The 16261-nt window shown below is 72.8% G+C and carries 17 protein-coding genes; 10 read left to right on the top strand and 7 right to left on the bottom strand.

All coding sequences use genetic code 11. The features are described from left to right. Positions 1–93: 93 nt before the first annotated feature. The 4 genes from ACWEVN_RS23800 to ACWEVN_RS23815 are packed head-to-tail and all read left to right on the top strand — an operon-like array spanning position 94 to position 3746. Positions 94–915, top strand: a complete 822-nt coding sequence (locus tag ACWEVN_RS23800) for an ABC transporter permease (protein WP_452052722.1) — start codon at positions 94–96, stop codon at positions 913–915. After that, positions 900–1604, top strand: a complete 705-nt coding sequence (locus ACWEVN_RS23805) for an ABC transporter ATP-binding protein (protein ID WP_449681751.1) — start codon at positions 900–902, stop codon at positions 1602–1604. Before ACWEVN_RS23800 ends, ACWEVN_RS23805 begins: the two co-directional genes overlap by 16 nt. Next, entirely contained in the window at positions 1591–2598 is a 1008-nt protein-coding gene (locus ACWEVN_RS23810) for an ABC transporter substrate-binding protein (protein WP_452052723.1), read from the top strand. Before ACWEVN_RS23805 ends, ACWEVN_RS23810 begins: the two co-directional genes overlap by 14 nt. Beyond that, entirely contained in the window at positions 2595–3746 is a 1152-nt protein-coding gene (locus ACWEVN_RS23815; protein WP_452052724.1) for an LLM class flavin-dependent oxidoreductase, read from the top strand. The genes ACWEVN_RS23810 and ACWEVN_RS23815 overlap by 4 nt, the downstream gene beginning before the upstream one ends. A 31-nt stretch (positions 3747–3777) precedes the next feature. On the opposite strand, the gene ACWEVN_RS23820 is transcribed toward ACWEVN_RS23815, so the two are convergent. From ACWEVN_RS23820 to ACWEVN_RS23830, 3 genes are all read right to left on the bottom strand, one after another. After that, complete coding sequence (locus ACWEVN_RS23820; protein ID WP_452052725.1) at positions 3778–5886, bottom strand: glycosyl transferase; 2109 nt, start codon at positions 5884–5886, stop codon at positions 3778–3780. A 76-nt stretch (positions 5887–5962) separates the two neighbouring features. Beyond that, positions 5963–6748 (bottom strand): IclR family transcriptional regulator, encoded by a 786-nt coding sequence (locus ACWEVN_RS23825; RefSeq protein WP_310973052.1) that lies wholly within the window; start codon positions 6746–6748, stop codon positions 5963–5965. A gap of 50 nt (positions 6749–6798) precedes the next feature. Then, on the bottom strand, positions 6799–7389 hold the full coding sequence (locus ACWEVN_RS23830; RefSeq protein WP_449677894.1) for a TetR/AcrR family transcriptional regulator: 591 nt from the start codon (positions 7387–7389) through the stop codon (positions 6799–6801). Positions 7390–7475: 86 nt separating this feature from the next. Here ACWEVN_RS23830 and ACWEVN_RS23835 point away from each other — a divergent pair, with 86 nt between their 5' ends. The 5 genes from ACWEVN_RS23835 (at position 7476) to ACWEVN_RS23855 (ending at position 12754) form a co-directional block, all read left to right on the top strand. Beyond that, complete coding sequence (locus tag ACWEVN_RS23835) at positions 7476–8405, top strand: oxygenase MpaB family protein (protein ID WP_452052726.1); 930 nt, start codon at positions 7476–7478, stop codon at positions 8403–8405. 9 nt (positions 8406–8414) lie between these two features. Continuing rightward, positions 8415–9440 (top strand): LLM class F420-dependent oxidoreductase, encoded by a 1026-nt coding sequence (locus ACWEVN_RS23840; RefSeq protein ID WP_452052727.1) that lies wholly within the window; start codon positions 8415–8417, stop codon positions 9438–9440. Between the two features lie 119 nt (positions 9441–9559). Beyond that, on the top strand, positions 9560–10873 hold the full coding sequence (locus ACWEVN_RS23845; protein ID WP_449681744.1) for an MFS transporter: 1314 nt from the start codon (positions 9560–9562) through the stop codon (positions 10871–10873). Further along, positions 10860–12275, top strand: coding sequence for a pyridoxal phosphate-dependent decarboxylase family protein (locus tag ACWEVN_RS23850; protein ID WP_452052728.1), 1416 nt, complete (start codon positions 10860–10862; stop codon positions 12273–12275). The genes ACWEVN_RS23845 and ACWEVN_RS23850 overlap by 14 nt, the downstream gene beginning before the upstream one ends. Positions 12276–12286: 11 nt before the next feature. Then, a complete protein-coding gene (locus ACWEVN_RS23855; protein ID WP_449681742.1) occupies positions 12287–12754 on the top strand; it encodes a hypothetical protein in 468 nt (155 codons plus the stop codon). 9 nt (positions 12755–12763) lie between these two features. On the opposite strand, the gene ACWEVN_RS23860 is transcribed toward ACWEVN_RS23855, so the two are convergent. The 4 genes from ACWEVN_RS23860 to ACWEVN_RS23875 are packed head-to-tail and all read right to left on the bottom strand — an operon-like array spanning position 12764 to position 15888. Beyond that, entirely contained in the window at positions 12764–13036 is a 273-nt protein-coding gene (locus tag ACWEVN_RS23860) for a DUF6295 family protein (protein WP_013226838.1), read from the bottom strand. A 13-nt stretch (positions 13037–13049) separates the two neighbouring features. Continuing rightward, a complete protein-coding gene (locus ACWEVN_RS23865; RefSeq protein WP_310973046.1) occupies positions 13050–13790 on the bottom strand; it encodes a dienelactone hydrolase family protein in 741 nt (246 codons plus the stop codon). Then, positions 13787–15457 carry an MFS transporter gene (locus ACWEVN_RS23870; RefSeq protein ID WP_452052729.1) on the bottom strand — a complete coding sequence of 557 codons (1671 nt, stop codon included), beginning with the start codon at positions 15455–15457 and terminating at the stop codon, positions 13787–13789. Before ACWEVN_RS23870 ends, ACWEVN_RS23865 begins: the two co-directional genes overlap by 4 nt. Continuing rightward, positions 15454–15888 (bottom strand): MarR family winged helix-turn-helix transcriptional regulator, encoded by a 435-nt coding sequence (locus ACWEVN_RS23875; RefSeq protein WP_310973044.1) that lies wholly within the window; start codon positions 15886–15888, stop codon positions 15454–15456. Before ACWEVN_RS23875 ends, ACWEVN_RS23870 begins: the two co-directional genes overlap by 4 nt. Positions 15889–16019: 131 nt before the next feature. Here ACWEVN_RS23875 and ACWEVN_RS23880 point away from each other — a divergent pair, with 131 nt between their 5' ends. Further along, positions 16020–16169 (top strand): hypothetical protein, encoded by a 150-nt coding sequence (locus ACWEVN_RS23880; RefSeq protein WP_449681804.1) that lies wholly within the window; start codon positions 16020–16022, stop codon positions 16167–16169. Positions 16170–16261 lie beyond the last annotated feature (92 nt).

Consider the following 16261-nt stretch of genomic DNA (forward strand, 5'->3'; position numbering starts at 1 on the left):
CGGGAGTTCACGGAGTGGGCGCCGATTGACTTCCCCTCCCGGGGACCCGATGGTCGGGACCACGCAACCCCGACCGTCCCCCGGGAGAAATCCGTGTCGATTTCCACCACGGGCGTGCTCGCGCACGCCCGGAAGCGCGCCGCCGGGCCGCCGCGCACCGCCGTGCGGCGGCGGCCCGATCTGCGGCGCTGGATCAGCCCGGTGGTGCTGCTCGCCGCCTGGCAGCTCGCCAGTGCCACCGGTGTCCTGCCCTCCGACAAACTCAGTGCACCGTGGACGGTCGTGCAGGCCGGCGTCGAGGCCGCGCGCAGCGGCGAACTCGGTGACGCCTTCGCCGTTTCGCTCGGCCGGGTCGGTGCCGGCTTCGCGCTCGGCGCCGTCGCCGGTGTCCTGCTCGGCATCGTCTCCGGGTTGTCGCGCTGGGGTGAAGCCCTGGTCGACCCGCCGGTCCAGATGCTGCGCACGCTGCCGTTCCTCGGCCTGATCCCGCTGTTCATCCTGTGGTTCGGGATCGGCGAAGAGACGAAGATCGTGCTGGTCGCCCTCGGCGTGGCCTTCCCGCTCTACCTCAACGTCCATTCGGGAATCCGCGGCGCCGATCCGGCGCTGGTCGAAGCCTCCCGGGCGCTCGGGTTCAGCCGCGCGGAACGGCTGTGGCACGTCGTCCTGCCCGGCGCGCTGCCCCAAACCCTCGTCGGGCTGCGGCAGTCGCTCGGCCTGGCCTGGCTCGCGCTGATCGTCGGCGAGACCGTCAACGCCGACGCCGGGGTCGGCTACCTCATCAACAACGCCCGGGAATTCCTGCGCACCGACGTCGTAGTCGTCGGGCTGGTCCTGTACGCCCTGCTCGGCCTGGTCACCGACGCGCTGGTCCGGCTGCTGGAACGGAAGGTGCTGCGGTGGCGAACCCGGTAGCGCAGGTCCGCGGTCTGACCAAGCGGTTCGGCGACCGGACCGTCCTCTCCGGCCTCGACCTGACCGTCGGCCGCGGCGAGTTCGTCGCCCTGCTCGGCCGCAGCGGATCCGGCAAGTCCACGCTGCTGCGGGTGCTCGCCGGCCTGGATTCCGACGTCGAAGGCGGCGTGGACGTCACCGGCACCGTTTCGGTCGCGTTCCAGCAGCCGAGATTGCTGCCGTGGCGGAAGGTCTGGCGCAACGTCGTGCTCGGACTGCGCCAGGACGGCGTCACGAAGTCCCGCAACCGGGCGCTCGCCGAGAAGGCGCTGGCCGAGGTGCACCTGGCCGAGCACGCCGACGACTGGCCGCTCACGCTGTCCGGCGGCGAGGCCCAGCGCGTTTCGCTGGCCCGCGCGCTCGTGCGGGAGCCGGACTTGCTGCTGCTCGACGAGCCGTTCGGCGCCCTCGACGCACTCACCCGGATCTCCATGCACGGCCTCGTCCAGGACCTCTGGCGGCGGCACCGGCCGGGTGTGCTGCTGGTGACCCACGACGTCGACGAAGCCCTGCGGCTCGCCGACCGCGTCCTGGTGCTCGACGGCGGCCGGATCGTGGCCGCGCACCGGCCGCGCGAAGCCGCCGACCACGACACCCTCCGCCGCCGCGTGCTGGCCGACCTGGGAGTGACCGAAGATGCTGTGGCGTAAGGGAATCATCGCGTTCACGGCGGCCCTCGTGGTCTCCGCCTGCGGGACGGCGACCAGCGGGGAAGCGCCCGTGCCGGCCTCGGTGAGCGCGGCCGACCTGGCGAAGGTGACGCTCAAGGTCGGCGACCAGAAGGGCGGTGTCAAGTCCCTGCTCACCGCCGCGAACCTGCTGCAGGGGGCGCCGTACCAGATCGAGTGGGCCACGTTCACCTCCGGCCCGCCGCTGCTCGAAGCCGCCTCGGCCGGCGCGATCGACACCGGGCGCGTCGGCAACACGCCGCCGATCTTCGCCGCCGCCGCGAAGGCGAAGATCAAGGTGATCAGCGTCTCGCGCAGCAATGTCGAGCGGGAAGCCCTCCTCGTCCCGCCGGACTCGCCGCTGCAGAACGTCGCTTCGCTGAAGGGCAAGACGATCGGCGTCGCCAAGGGCTCCTCGGCGCACGGACAGCTCCTGAACACCCTGCACAACAACGGACTGTCCACAAAGGACGTCAAACTGAGCTTCCTCCAGCCGTCGGAGGCCTACGCCGCGTTCACGCAGCACACCATCGACGCCTGGGCGATCTGGGACCCCTACACCGCCCAGGCGCAGATCGAAGCCCACGCGCGGGTGCTGGCCGACGGCCGGGGCGCGTCGAACGGCCTCGGCTTCCTGACCGCGAGCACCGCCGCGCTCGGCGATCCCGGCAAGAACTCCGCCCTGCGGGACTTCGCCGTGCGCGTGGTCAAGGCGCAGAAGTGGGCCGACACGCACCGCGAAGAGTGGGCGCAGGCGTGGGCCAAGGAGACCGGGCTGAAGCTCGAAGTCGCGCGGAAGGCCGTCGAAGCGGGCCGTGACCTGCCGATCGTGCTGGACGACTCGGTGGTGGCGTCCGAACAGCAGCTCGCGGACGCCTTCACCGACGAGAAGACTCTGCCGGGCAAGGTGGACTTCGCCGCCTTCGTCGACCGGCGGTTCGGTCCCGACCTGGACCAGGCGAGGAGCAACGGATGAGCATCAGGCTGCACTGGTTCCTGCCCACCAGCGGCGACGGCCGCACGATCGTGGAACGCTTCCACGCCAACCGGTCCGCGGGCCCGGCCGCCCAGCGCGACCCGGACCTCGGCTACCTGGCCCAGGTCGCCCGCGCGGCCGAGCGGCAGGGCTTCGAAGGCGTCCTGACGCCGACGGGCACGTGGTGCGAGGACGCGTGGCTCACCACGGCCGCGCTGATCCGGGAGACGACCCGGCTGAAGTTCCTGGTCGCCTTGCGCCCGGGCGTCATCTCGCCGACGCTCGCCGCGCAGATGGCGGGGACGTTCCAGCGCCTGTCCGCCGGTCGCGTGCTGCTCAACATCGTCACCGGCGGCGACGCGGTCGAGCAGCGCCGCTTCGGCGACTGGCACGACCACGACGCCCGGTACGCCCGCACCGACGAGTTCCTGACCATCGCCCGCGGCGTCTGGTCCGGCGAGCCGTTCAGCTTCGCCGGGGAGCACCTGCGGGTGGAAGGCGCGACGACGCCGGCCGCACCGGATCCGGTGCCGCCGATCTACTTCGGCGGCTCGTCCCCGGCCGCGCTGCCGGTCGCGGCGCGCCACGCCGACGTGTACCTGACCTGGGGTGAGCCGCCCGCGCAGGTCGCCGAGAAGATCGGCAAGGTGCGCGAACTGGCCGGGGACCGGCCGATCCGGTTCGGCGTCCGGCTGCACACGATCTCGCGCGACACCTCGGCCGAGGCCTGGGCGGAGGCGCAGAAGCTGCTCGACGCGCTGAGCCCCGAGCAGGTCGCCAAGGCGCAGGCCCAGCTGGCGGCGAGCGAGTCGGTCGGGCAGCAGCGGATGGTCGCGCTGCACGGCGGCCGGACCGACGGCGGCGTCCGCGGGCTGGAGATCCACCCACACCTGTGGGCCGGCGTCGGCCTGGTCCGCGGCGGCGCGGGGACCGCGCTGGTCGGCAGCCACGAAGAGGTCGCGGACCTGATCGAGGAGTACCACAGCGTCGGCGTGACCGAGTTCGTGCTGTCGGGCTACCCGCACCTGGAGGAGGCGTACTGGTTCGGCGACGGCGTCCGCCCGGTGCTGGCCCGCCGCGGCCTGCTGGCCGACGTCCCGGCCCTGCATCGGCCGGCGCACCCGGAGCGCAACGTCGCGGCGCTGTAGCTCCTTGGACACGACGCCCCATGCCCGGAACCTACCGGGTCTGGGGGAGGAGCCCGGGCGGTGCGAACAGCGGGTAGGTGACGAGCACGCCGCCGGCGGTGCGGACGACCGAGGCGGGCCGGAAGAGGTCGCGCTGGCCGGCGTAGAAGGCGGCGGTTTCGTCTTCGCGGTTCTGGAGGAGGACCCGGCGGCGCGGCTGCCCGGCAGCGTCCTCACCGGGGATCTCGGGGAAGGCCGCGATGTCGACGGGCTGGATGGCGGCGAGCGCGGCGATCGTCGCGATGAGCCGCGGATCGGCACAGCCGTCCCGCAACACGGCGACGGCCCCGGGGGAGGAGGTGATCCGGGCGGACGCGGCCAGCGCTTCGCCGGCGTGAGCCCGGGCGGACGTCTCGGGCGGAGCGGCGGGATCGGGCGGCGGCAGGCCCAGCCGCCAGACGGTGACCCGCGTACCACCGTCGCCGAAGACGGCGGTGGGGCCGGCGCCGGCGAGGGCGCCGTCCAGGGCGGGGAAGTGGTGCCGGAGGGAGGGGGCATCGCTGCCGAAGACGGCCCACTCGGCGGGCGGGCAGGCGACGGAGCAGGAGGCGGGCGGGGCGAGCAGCCCGGTCGGCCAGCCGGTGTCGGCGAGTTCGGCCCAGGCGGCGTCGTCGACGAGGAGCCGGGAGCCGGAAGCGTTGGCGTGCAACCACTCCCGGGCGGACGAGAGGGGACTGCCCCGGTCGACGCTGGGCCGGAGGGCAGGATAGCCGAGGCCCCAGCTGACGCCGAGCGCGATGACGAGCACGGCGCCGGCGAGGACGGAAACGGCCCGCCGCCGGGTGGCACAGCCGTGCCGGGGGACGGCAGCGGGGGAGGTTTCGGGCCGGCTCGGGTGGGCGTGAGTGGCTGGTGGGGCGTCGGCTTGGCCGGGCCGGTCGGCGGCTTTGAGGTGTGGTGCGGGGGTTGGTGGTGGGGTGTCGGTTTGGCCGGGCCAGTCGGCGGCTTTGAGGTGCGGTACGGGGGTTGCTGGTGGGGCTTCGGTTTGGCCGGGCCAGTCCGCGGCCTCGCGGTGCGGCGTCGGGGTGGCCGGTGCGGTCTCCGGCGGTCGGTCTGCGCTGCCGTGGCGGGCCCGGATGAGCGCGTGGGCGAGGCCGCCCAGCGTTGTTGTGGCACGGCTTCGGGTGGCTGGCCGGCCGTGGCGGGCCGGAGAACGGCGGCGGGTTGCTGCCTGTGCCACTCCCGCCAGCAGCACCGGGGTCACCGGCACCAGCAACGCCAGCACCGCCGTGTCCGGCACCCCCGGCACGAGCAGCGTCGCCGCCAGCATCGACCCCGTTGCCGCCAGCGGGCGCACCGAGCGGACCGCCAGCGCCGCCGCCAGGCCGGCCAGCGACAGGGCCGCCCACACCGGGTCCAACGCCGCCCAGTCGGCCACCGAGGGGCGGGTCGCCGCCGCCAGGTGGGGGCGCAGCGCCGAGGCCGCCGGGCCGAACGCGATGCCCAGCCCCAAGTTGAGCAGCACCACCACCAGTGCCGCCCGCACCGGTGCGCGCCGCACCAGGAGCCAGCCTGCCGCCGGCAGGAAGAACAGGGCCAGCGGGGACGTCAGCACCGCCGCCAGCAGGCACACCGCCGCCGCGATGTCGTGGCGGATGCGGGCGCGGCGGCGGGTGATCAGGACCAGCGCCCCCAGTGCCCACACGACCGCCAGGTGCTCCACCACGACCAGCCGCTGCAACCCCAGCGCCAGCGGGGAGGCCGCCGGCAGCAGGACCGCCGCCGCCGCGGCCCAGCGGGTCAAGCCGAGGCGGCGGGCCAGCAGCCACGTCAGCACCGCGATGGCCAGCGCCGCGACCAGCACCGTCTCGCGGACCGCGGCCAGCGCCGTGGCCGAGCGGCCGAAGGCGTCCGAGACCATCGTGGCCGCCGCCAGCTGCAGCCAGCCGAAGGGGCTCACCCCCGCTCCGCCCGCGTCCGCGAACGACGTCAGGTTGCCGAGCGCGTAGGCGTGGGCGACCGTCGCCGCCTCCGTGGGCAGGGCCGGCTCGGGCGCGGCGAGGTAGAGGACGCGCAGCCCGCCGGCCAGCGCCAGCAGCGCGAGCACGATGTCGAGCGACAGCAACCGGTGCGCGGCGGGGACCGGGCGGTGCTGGACCATTGCACGGATCGTAGCGGGTGCCGCGAACCCGGGACCACGGACCGGTCGGTCGCCGGAAAACCGTTGCCCGGCAAAGTTATCTTCGACTGTCCGCAGTGGAGCCGGAGAGCGTCCGGGTCAGCGCGAGCGCGACCGTCCGGACGGCCGGGGCGACCCGTTCGGTCCGCATCCGGTTGGCCCAGCCGGAGATCGACACCGCCGCCACCGCGACCCCGCCGGCGTCCAGCAGCGGACTCGCCGCGCACACCACGCCGACGCCGGATTCCTCGCGCTCCAAGGCGATCCCGTCCTCGCGGACGCGGGTGAGCTGACGGCGGAGCAGGCCGGGGGCGGTGATCGTCCGCGCGCTCATCCGCGGCAGCCCGGCCTCGATCACCTGGTTCACCACCGCTTCCGGGGAAAACGCCAGGATCGCCTTGCCGACGCCGGTGGCGTGCGCCGGGAACCGGCCGCCGATGCGCGAGGGCAACGTCGGCGCGTCCGGGCCGCGGAGTACGTCGAGGTACACCACTTCGGTGCCTTCGAGGATCGCCAGATGGACCGTGTTGCGGGTGGCTTCGCGCAGGTCGGCCAGGTACGGCCGGGCGGCCTCGACCAGCCCGCGCCGCGGCGAGGCGAGCTGGCCGATCTCGAACAGGCGCAGCCCGAGCCGCACCGCGCCGGCGTCGCGTTCGAGCAGCCCGGTCTCGGTCAGGTGCCCGACGAGCCGGTGCACGGTCGTCTTCGCCAGCCCGGTCCGGCGGGCCAGCTCGGAGACGCCGAGCGTCTCGTCACCCGGCCGGAAGGCTTCCAGGAGCGCGGCGAGCCGGGCCGCGACCAGGCCGTCGCCGCTCACGCCGTCGTTCCGCCCAGCGGTACGCATGGGTTGAGTGTGCCCGATCGGCCACGCGAGTGTCAGCAGCAGGAGGTGGGTCAGTGACCGTCGGCGCCGAGGACGAGTTTCACGCAGTGGGCGACGAGCCGCTCGCGCGAAACCTTCAGCGAGCCGTCGAGGTAGGCGATGAACACGTTGCTCAGCGCGCCGACCAGCCCGACGGCGACCATCCGGCGTTCGGTCTCGTCGCCGTGGGACAGCTGCTCGCCGACGAGGGCGGCGAACACCGGCAGCAGGTGCAGGCCGCGGCGGGTCAGCGCGGGGTCGGTCAGCGGTGCGAGCAGCAGGACCCGGCCCTTGCGGGGGTCGTCGACGATCAGCTCGACGAACGCGCGCACGGCGTGCTCCGCGCGCGACACCGGCGTGGGCGCGTCCCGCACCGCGTCGACGAGCGCCTGCCGCGCCTCTTCGCCGACGTGCTCGTACACGGCCGCGACGAGCTCTTCGCGGTCGGCGAAGCTTTCGTAGAAGTAGCGCTCGGTCAACTTCGCGTGCCGGCACACCGCGCGGACGCTCGTCCCGGCCGAGCCCTCGGTGCCCAGGAGCTCCAGGCCCGCGGCCACCAGCTGCTCGCGCCGGAGCGCCTTCCGGTCGTCCAGCGTCGTGCCCGCCCAGGTCCGGCCCGGCATCACAGCTCCTCGGTTGACTACAACTGTTGTCAGATCCTAGCCTGACAACAGCCGTAGTCAGTTTCGACGCGACGAGGAGTGTGCCGATGACCCCCGAGCCACTGGGCCCCGACTCGCTGACCTGGAAGTACTTCGGCGACTGGCGCGGCCTGCTCATCGGCCTGTGGGCCGGCTCCATGCAGAACATGCACCCCGGCCTCGGTGCCGGCGTCGAGCAGCACTCGCGGTTCTTCGAAGAGCGCTGGCAGCGGCTGTTCCGCTCGCTCTACCCGATCGGCGGCGTGGTCTACGACGGCCCGCGCGCCCACGCGACCGCCCTCGAAGTCCGCGGCTACCACGACCGCATCAAGGGCGTCGACGCGCAGGGCCGCCGCTACCACGCGCTCGACCCCGGCACCTACTACTGGGCGCACGCGACCTTCTTCGTCAGCACCATCCTCATCGCCGACCACTTCATGGGCGGCCTCGGCGAGGCCGGGAAGCGGCAGCTGTTCGACGAGCACGTCCGCTGGTGGCGGATGTACGACCTGACCATGCGGCCGGTGCCGGAGAGCTGGGAGGACTTCCAGCGCTACTGGAAGCACATGTGCACCGAGGTCCTCGAGGACAACAAGGCCACCCGGGACGTCCTCGACATCCGCGGGCTCGGCAAACCGCCGTTCCTGCCGTGGCTGCCGGACGCGCTGTGGCGGCCGGCCCAGCGGGTGATCGCCCGCAGCTTCGTCTGGCTCACGATCGGCCTCTACGACCGCGAGATCCGCGACCTGCTCGGCTTCCGCTGGACCGAGCGCGACGCCCGGCGGCACCGGCGGTTCGGCCGGCTCGTCAACGCCGTTTTCAGGCTCGTCCCGCACGACCGCCGCTACCACCCGCGAGCCCGCGCCGGGTGGCGCCGCGAGCGCGGACAGGTGGCTCCGGACGCGCCCTTGGTCGAAACTCCACCCAGGAACCTGCCGCCGCTGTCCGAGCGGGGCAAGCCCGAGCACTACGCGCCGAACGTCCGTCGAAACACCTAGGAGGCATTCGTGAAGCTGGGATTCCACGTCGGGTACTGGCAGAGCGGCCCGACGCCGGGTGCGCTGGAAGCCGTCCTCAAGGCCGAGGAGCTCGGCTTCGACTCGGTGTGGACGGCGGAGGCGTACGGCTCGGACGCCTTCACGCCGCTGGCCTGGTACGGCGCTTCCACCAGCCGGATCCGGCTGGGCACGAACATCGTCCAGATGGCCGCGCGGACCCCGACGGCGACGGCGATGAGCGCGCTGACCCTCGACCACCTCTCCGGCGGCCGGATGGTGCTCGGGCTCGGCGCGTCCGGCCCGCAGGTCGTCGAGGGCTGGTACGGCCAGCCGTACCCGAAACCCCTGGCGAGGACGCGCGAGTACGTCGACATCGTCCGGCAGGTGATCGCCCGCGAGGCACCGGTGACCCTCGACGGCGAGCACTTCCAGCTGCCCTACCGGGGCGGCACCGGGCTCGGCAAGCCGCTGAAGCCGACCGTGCACCCGCTGCGCAAGGACATCCCGATCCACCTGGCCGCCGAAGGCCCCAAGAACGTGGCGCTGGCGGCGGAGATCGCCGACGGCTGGCTGCCGCTGTTCTTCTCACCCAAGAGCAACGACTTCTACAAGGCCGCGCTCGAAGAAGGCTTCTCGCGGCCGGGCGCGCGGCACACCTTCGCCACGTTCGAGGTGCCCTGCTCGCTGCCGGTGATCGTGCACGACGACGTCGAGGAGGCGGCGAGCTGGATCAAGCCGTCGCTGGCGTTGTACATCGGCGGGATGGGCGCCAAGAGCGTCAACTTCCACCACGACGTCTACGCGCGGCTCGGCTACGGCGACGTCGCCGACGAGGTCCAGGAGCTCTTCCTGGCCGGCAAAAAGGCGGAGGCGGCCGCCGCCATCCCGACGTCGCTGGTCGAGGACACCTCGCTGATCGGTCCGCCGGAGAAGATCCGCGAAGAGCTGAAGGCCTGGGAGGACACCGTGGTCACCCAGCTGCTGCTGCGCGGGGACGCCGCGACGCTGGAGAAGATCGCCCGCGCCCTGGGCTGACCGGCGGGTCGCTCCGTGCGCCAGGTCACGACGATGGCACGATTCCCCTCGACCCCTACCGGGTGTCCGCCGAGATCGAATACTCATGCGGGCACCCGGTAAGCCATTCGAGGAGGACCATGGCGACGCTGTCCGGCCGGACGAGGTTCCGCTATTCGCTCGGCTCCTTCGTCACCGGGTCCTTCGGCACGGTCCCGGGCCTGGTCCTGGTGAAGTACCTGACCGACACGATGGCCGTGCCCGCGGGCTGGGCGGCGGCGATCGTGTTCGTGCCCAAGGCCTGGGACGTGCTGTTCAACCCGATCGCGGGCCGGCTGTCGGACGCCGACCTGCTCAAGACCGGCAGCCGGCGGCGCTTCCTGCTGATCGGCGGCATCGGCGTGGCGATCCTGTTCGCGGCGATGTTCGCCCACCCCGGCTTCGGCGACCCGCTGCCGGACGCGCTGTACGTGGCGATCACGTTCGCCGCCTGCGCCACGGCGTACGCGCTGTTCCAGGTGCCGTTCAACGCGCTGCCCGCCGAGCTGACCGAGTCGGCGGCCGAGCGCACGAAGCTCACCAGCGTCCGGATCGGCGTGCTGGCCGTGACGATCCTGGTCTGCGGCGGGGGCGCCCCGGCGATCACCGCCGGGATCGAGGGGGTCGCCGGGTACCGGATCATGGCCGTGGTGATCGGGCTGATCGTGCTGGCCGCGACGCTGCTGGTCTACTTCGGCCTCAAGGACGCGCCGGTCGGCTCGCTGCGGCCGAACACGGTGAACCTGAAGGAGCTCGTCCGCACGCTCGCCGGCTGGCGGCCGTTCCGCTGGCTGCTCGGCACGTACTTCATCCAGGCGCTCGGCATCGGCACGGTGCTCGCCGCGATCCCGTTCTTCGCCGAGCGCATCCTCGGCGACGACGCCTACGGCACGATCCTGTTCGTCATCTTCGTCGGCCCGGCGCTGGTCACCATGCCGCTGTGGCCGCGGCTGGGCGAGCGGGTCGGCAAGCTCAACGGCTTCCGCCTGGCGACGGCGGCGTTCGCGGTCGGGCTGCTGGGGCTGGTGTTCGCCCAGTCGATCCCGCTGGTCGTCTCGTTCGTCTTCGTGGCCCTCTGCGGCGTCGGGTACGCCGGGATCTCGGTGTTCCCGCTGGCGATCCTGCCGGACCTGATCACCGCCGAAGAGGACCGCACCGGCGAGACCCGCGCGGGGATCGCGGCGGGGGTGTGGACCGCGGGGGAGACGCTCGGGCTGGCCTTCGGCGGCGGGCTCTGGGCGCTGATCCTGGCGTTCGGCGGGTACGTGTCCAGCACGGACGCCACGGCGTTCCAGCCGCACAGCGCGATCGTGGCCATCCTCGTCGGGGCGTCGGTCATCCCGGGCGTGCTGATCGCGCTGGCCCTGCCGCTGCTGCGGCGCTCGGTCCTGGAGCCGCGCCATGAGCCGGCCTGAGGACGTCCTCGCGCGGCTGCGCGAGCTGCGCGCGGGCGACCTGCCGACCCACGGCGGCCGGACCCTGGCCTACGTCTACGACAGCGGGCTGTCCGAAGTGGACTCCCTGGGCGCGGCGGCGCACGCGCTGGCGTCGTCGGCCAACGGCCTGGACCCGACGGCGTTCCCGAGCCTGCTGAAGATGGAGAACGACCTCGTCGCCGCGGCGGCCGCGCTGCTCGGCCAGGTGCCGGGAGTGGTCGGCTCGGTGACCTCCGGCGGAACCGAATCGTGCCTGCTGGCGGTGCTGGCGGCCCGGGACGCGCACCCCGCGGTGGCCGCGCCCTCGATCGTGCTCCCGACCACCGCGCACGCGGCGTTCCACAAGGCGGCCCACCTGTTCGGGCTGCGGCGCGTCGACGTCCCGGTCGACCCGGTGACCTTCCGCGCCGACCCGGCGGCGATGGCCGCGGCGATCGACGACTCGACGGTCCTGGTCGTGGCGAGTGCGCCGTCGTACGCCCACGGCGTGCTCGACCCGATCGCCCCGATCGCGGCCGCGGCGCTCGAGCGCGGCGTCCGGATGCACGTCGACGCGTGCATCGGCGGCTGGGTCCTGCCGTACTTCGCCCGGCTCGGCGCGGACGTCCCGCCGTTCGACTTCCGCGTCCCTGGCGTCACGAGCATCTCGGTGGACCTGCACAAGTACGCGTACTGCCCGAAGGGGACATCGGTGCTGCTGCACGCTTCGGCGGAGCTGCGGCGCACGCACTACTTCGCGAGCGCGGCCTGGCCGGGGTACACGATGCTGAACACGACGATCCAGAGCACCCGCTCGGGCGGCCCGCTGGCGGCGGCGTGGGCCGTGGTGCACCACCTCGGTGCCGAGGGCTACCTCGAGCTGGCGTCCGCCGCGCGCGAGGCGACTGCGCGGATCCGCTCGGGTATCGCGGAGGTACCGGGCCTGCGGGTCCTGGGCGACCCGGTGTCGACCCTGATCGCGTTCACCGGCGACGACGGCTTCGACCTGTTCACGGTGGCCGACGAGATGAAGGTGCGCGGCTGGTACGTGCAGCCGCAGTTCGCTCACCTGGCGTCGCCGCCGAACCTGCACCTGACGGTGACGGCGGCCAACCGCGGCAGCGAGAAGGAGTTCCTGACCGACCTGGCGGCATCGGTGGCCGCGGCGCGCGCCGCCGGGCCGGTGGTCGTGGACCCCGCCGTGGCCGAGTTCGTCGCGGCCCTCGACCCGGCGACGCTGACGTCGGAGCAGTTCGCGGGCCTCCTCGCCGCGGCCGGCCTCGGCGGTGGTGCGGGTCTGCCGGACCGGATGGCGCCGATCAACGCGCTCCTCGCCACGGCACCGGCGCCGTTGCGGGAGCGGCTGCTGCTGGAGTTCCTGGGCGCGCTCTACACCCCGTAGGAGGCTTCGGCATGAACGCCGTGCTCGCCAGCCTCATCGCGGTCGGCGGGACGCTGGCCGGATCGGGTCTCACCTACCTGTTCGGCCGGCTCACCGCGCGGCGGGCGGAGAGAACAGCCCGCGAAGAACGTCTCCGCCAGGAACGGATCGCGGCCTGCGCGGCGTTCGCGGGATCGATGACCGAGCTCCGGCAGAAGGTGATCTCCCTCTGGCTGCTGCGGCAGCGGGACCCGGACGGCACGGACACCAGGGCCGCCTACACGGAAGCGGACCGGAGCGGGGCCGCGGCCGACCACGCCCGGTTCGCGCTCCGGCTGCTCACCGAGGATCCCGACCTCCTCCGCCTCGCCGACTCGGCGTTCGAACCGATCAGTGCCCTCCGCCACAGCGCGGAGCGCGCCGCGCTGAGGGAACACGAGGACCGCCTCGAGGACATCCTGAACGCGTTCGTCCAGGCCGCCGGGCGCCGGTTCCGGTGACCCGCGGCCTCACTGGTTCCGCGAAGCCAGCCCGGCGGGTGCCGACTTGACCGCCGCGTGAATGGCGTCGGCCAGCGCCAAGGCGTCCTCTTCGGTCAGTTCCACGGCCACCCGCGCCGAGGCGCCCAAGGCCGGGTTGCGGAAGTCGATGTTCACCGTGTGCGCGTACGGGGCGTGGACCGGGTGGTCGACGTACACCGTGCCCTCGTTCAACCGGAACCAGCCGCGGGCGCCCTTGCCGCTGCCTTCGAGCGCGAACTTCTCCGTCAGGTAAGTGCACATTTGGGGGTTCCTCTCAGGCGGTCAGCGTGCGGGCGTAGAAGTCGAGAATCCGCTCCCAGCCGTCCTTGGCGGCTTCGGGGCGGTAGCTCGGGCGGTCGACGGCGAAGAACGCGTGGCCGGCGTCCGCGTACGTGTGGAACTCGTGCTCCTTGCCGTGCTTCTCCAGCTCCGCGGCCAGCACCGCCACCTCGTCGGAACTCGGGAACTGGTCGTCCGCACCGAAGATGCCCAGCAATGGGCAGGACAGCTGCGGCGTCAGGCCGAGCAGCGGCTTCATCTGCTTCAGCGTCTCCGGCGGGTCGTTGACGACGAACGCGCCGTAGCAGTCCACCGCCGCGTCGAGGTCCAGGGAGCAGGCCGACAGGAACGCGTGGCGGCCACCCGAACAGTGCCCGATGACGCCGATGCGGCCGTTCGCGTTCTCCAGCGCGCGCAGGTAGTCCGCCGCGCCCGAGACGTCGCCGACCAGGCGGTCGTCGGGGACGCCGCCCGCCGCGCGGACCGTGGCCGCCGCGTCGTCGGGGTCCGCGCCCGGCGCTTCTCGCGTGTACAGGTTCGGGCAGAGCGCGTTGTAGCCCTCGACGGCGAAGCGGCGCACCATCTCCTTCGTCGGTCCGTCGTAGCCGGGCAGGTGGTGGATCACCACGACGCCGCCGCGCGGGGTGTCGTCGGTCGGTTTGGCCAGGTACGCCTCGAGTTCGTCGCCGCCGTGGCCGGTGATGGTGACGGTTCCGGCGATGATCTCGTCGGTCATCGGGTCTCCTTCGCTCGTTCGGGGGTGTGGACGAACTTCGCGCCGCGGGAAGCGGAAGCGATCGCGGCGACGACGGCCATCGCCGCGGCCGCGGTGAACACGACCACCAGGCCGTGGTGGAACGGGCCGGACACCAGCTGCGGGAAGAACGAGCCGCCGGTGAGGGTCGCCCGGTCGGCCGGGGCGAGCCCGGCCAGGACGTCCGGGCCGAGCAGGTGCCCGACCGGGTTGCTGCCGAGGAACGCGGCGAACAGCGTGCTCACCGGCGGCAGCTGGGCGACGCCGTCGGCGACCGGGCCCGGGACGCCGTGGGCCTGCAGCCCGCCGGTCAGCGTCTGCGGCAGCGACGCCGCCAGCCCGGCGATCATCAGCGAGAAGAACACGCCGATCGACAGCGACGTCCCGGAGTTCTGGAACGTCGCCCGCATGCCGGAGGCGACGCCGCGCTGCTCGGTCGGGACGCTGCTCATGATCGCCGAGGTGTTGGGCGCGGCGAACATGCCCTGGCCGATGCCGCTCAGCACGAGCAGCGCCGCGAACGCCGGGTACGGGAAGTCCACCGGCAGGGCCAGCAGGCCGAGGAACGCCGCGGCGACCAGGAGCAGGCCGCCGGTGGCCAGCGGCCGGGCGCCGAAGCGGTCGGACAGGTACCCGGACACCGGCCCGGCGATCAGGAACCCGACGGTCAGCGGCAACATGTGGATGCCCGCCCACAGCGGCGTCTGCTCGTAGTCGTAGCCGTGCAGCGGCAGCCAGATCCCCTGCAGCCAGATGATGAGCATGAACTGCATGCCACCACGCGCGACCGAAGTCAGCAACGCGGCGATGTTGCCGGCGGCGAACGCGCGGATCCGGAACAGGCCGAGCTGGAACATCGGCGCGGCGACACGCGTCTCGATGACGCCGAACAGCAGGAGCAGCAGCACGCCGGCGCCGATCCCGCCGAGCACCCACGGGTTGCCCCAGCCCGTGGCCGCGCCGCCGTGGGGCTGGATGCCGTAGGTGATCGCGGCCAGCACCAGCGCGGTCCCGGCCGCGAAGGTGACGTTGCCGCCCCAGTCGACCTTCGCCCGCTGCGGCGTCCCGACTTCGCGGAGGCTGCGGATCGACCAGATCGTGCCGAGCAGGCCGAACGGGACGCTGACCCAGAACACCGCGCGCCAGTCGATCTCGGCCAGGAGCCCGCCGACGACCAGGCCGAGGAACTGCCCGGCGAGTGCGGTGATCTGGTTGACGCCCAGCGCCATCCCGCGCTGCTCGGCGGGGAAGGCGTCGGTGAGGATGGCCGCCGAGTTCGCCGTCAGCATCGAGCCGCCGACGGCCTGCACGACCCGCCAGCCGATCAGCCAGAGCGCCCCGGCACCGGCGTGGAACGGGTCGAAGGACAGGGCGACCGACGCGGCGCTGAACACGACGAAGCCGATGTTGTACATCTTGACCCGGCCGAACATGTCGCCGAGCCGCCCCAGCGTCACCACCAGCACGGCCTGCACCAGCAGGTAGCCGAGGATCATCCAGAGCAGGTAGCCGATGTTGCCCGCGGCGAGCGGGTCGAGCCCGATGCCGCGGAAGATGGCCGGCAGCGAGATGATGACGATCGAGCCGTCGAGCGCGGACATCAGCACGCCGAGCGTGGTGTTCGACAGCGCGACCCACTTGTAGCTCACAGCTCGTCCGCCAGCCGCTCGATCAGCGGGATGGCCGCGATCAGCTCGCGCTGCTCGGCCGCGGTGAACTTCCCGGCGAGCGCGGCCGCCATCCGCCGGGTGGTCTGCGACCGCCGGTCGGTGAGCAGCTTGACGCCGGTTTCGGTGACCGACATGAGGACCTTGCGGCCGTCGGAGTCGTCCTTGCGCCGCTCGACGAGCCCGCGCTCGACCAGCCCGGCCAGGGTGACGCCCATGGCCTGCGGTTTGACGCGTTCGAGGTCGGCCAGGCAGCCCGGGGTGGCCGGGCCGTCGCGGTCGAGCCGGGACAGGACCGAGCGTTCGGGCAGGGTCGGTTCGCCGGCGACGTAGCTCTGGCGCAGCCGCCGGACCAGCCGCCCGAGCGCGACGCGCAGGTCGGCGCTCGCCTGGAGGAGCTCCTCGTCCGTCACGATCGTCAACCTAGACTGATAAACCTGGGTTGATCAACTCGGACTTCGGTGCCGCTATCGGGTGAGCCGGGAGGTTTCGCCGCGGTTCCGGTGTTACCGTCCGAAATGGACGCACTCCGGAAGGACCGCCGATGACCACCCTGCACGTCGAGCACGCCGGCCACGACCACGTCCACCGCGAAGGCTGCGGCCACGCGACGATCCCGCACGGTGACCACGTCGACTACGTGCACGACGGCCACCTGCACCGCGCCCACGACGGCCACTTCGACGAGCACTAGCCAGGCGGAACTCGCGTGATCGAGCCCGGAACTCGCGTGATTGAAGCCGGAACTCGCGAGTTACGGCTCTGATCACGCGAGTTCCGGCTCTG

This window comes from Amycolatopsis sp. NPDC003861, assembly GCF_053605405.1.

Excerpts from the sequence above, each read along its gene's own strand:
- ACWEVN_RS23860 (WP_013226838.1), bottom strand. The coding sequence starts at position 13,036 with ATGTGCACTTACCTGACGGAGAAGTTCGCGCTCGAAGGCAGCGGCAAG.
- ACWEVN_RS23810 (WP_452052723.1), top strand. The coding sequence starts at position 1,591 with ATGCTGTGGCGTAAGGGAATCATCGCGTTCACGGCGGCCCTCGTGGTC.
- ACWEVN_RS23845 (WP_449681744.1), top strand. The coding sequence starts at position 9,560 with ATGGCGACGCTGTCCGGCCGGACGAGGTTCCGCTATTCGCTCGGCTCC.
- ACWEVN_RS23850 (WP_452052728.1), top strand. The coding sequence starts at position 10,860 with ATGAGCCGGCCTGAGGACGTCCTCGCGCGGCTGCGCGAGCTGCGCGCG.
- ACWEVN_RS23865 (WP_310973046.1), bottom strand. The coding sequence starts at position 13,790 with ATGACCGACGAGATCATCGCCGGAACCGTCACCATCACCGGCCACGGC.
- ACWEVN_RS23880 (WP_449681804.1), top strand. The coding sequence starts at position 16,020 with ATGACCACCCTGCACGTCGAGCACGCCGGCCACGACCACGTCCACCGC.
- ACWEVN_RS23830 (WP_449677894.1), bottom strand. The coding sequence starts at position 7,389 with ATGCCGGGCCGGACCTGGGCGGGCACGACGCTGGACGACCGGAAGGCG.
- ACWEVN_RS23835 (WP_452052726.1), top strand. The coding sequence starts at position 7,476 with ATGACCCCCGAGCCACTGGGCCCCGACTCGCTGACCTGGAAGTACTTC.
- ACWEVN_RS23820 (WP_452052725.1), bottom strand. The coding sequence starts at position 5,886 with ATGGTCCAGCACCGCCCGGTCCCCGCCGCGCACCGGTTGCTGTCGCTC.
- ACWEVN_RS23855 (WP_449681742.1), top strand. The coding sequence starts at position 12,287 with ATGAACGCCGTGCTCGCCAGCCTCATCGCGGTCGGCGGGACGCTGGCC.
- ACWEVN_RS23815 (WP_452052724.1), top strand. The coding sequence starts at position 2,595 with ATGAGCATCAGGCTGCACTGGTTCCTGCCCACCAGCGGCGACGGCCGC.
- ACWEVN_RS23825 (WP_310973052.1), bottom strand. The coding sequence starts at position 6,748 with ATGCGTACCGCTGGGCGGAACGACGGCGTGAGCGGCGACGGCCTGGTC.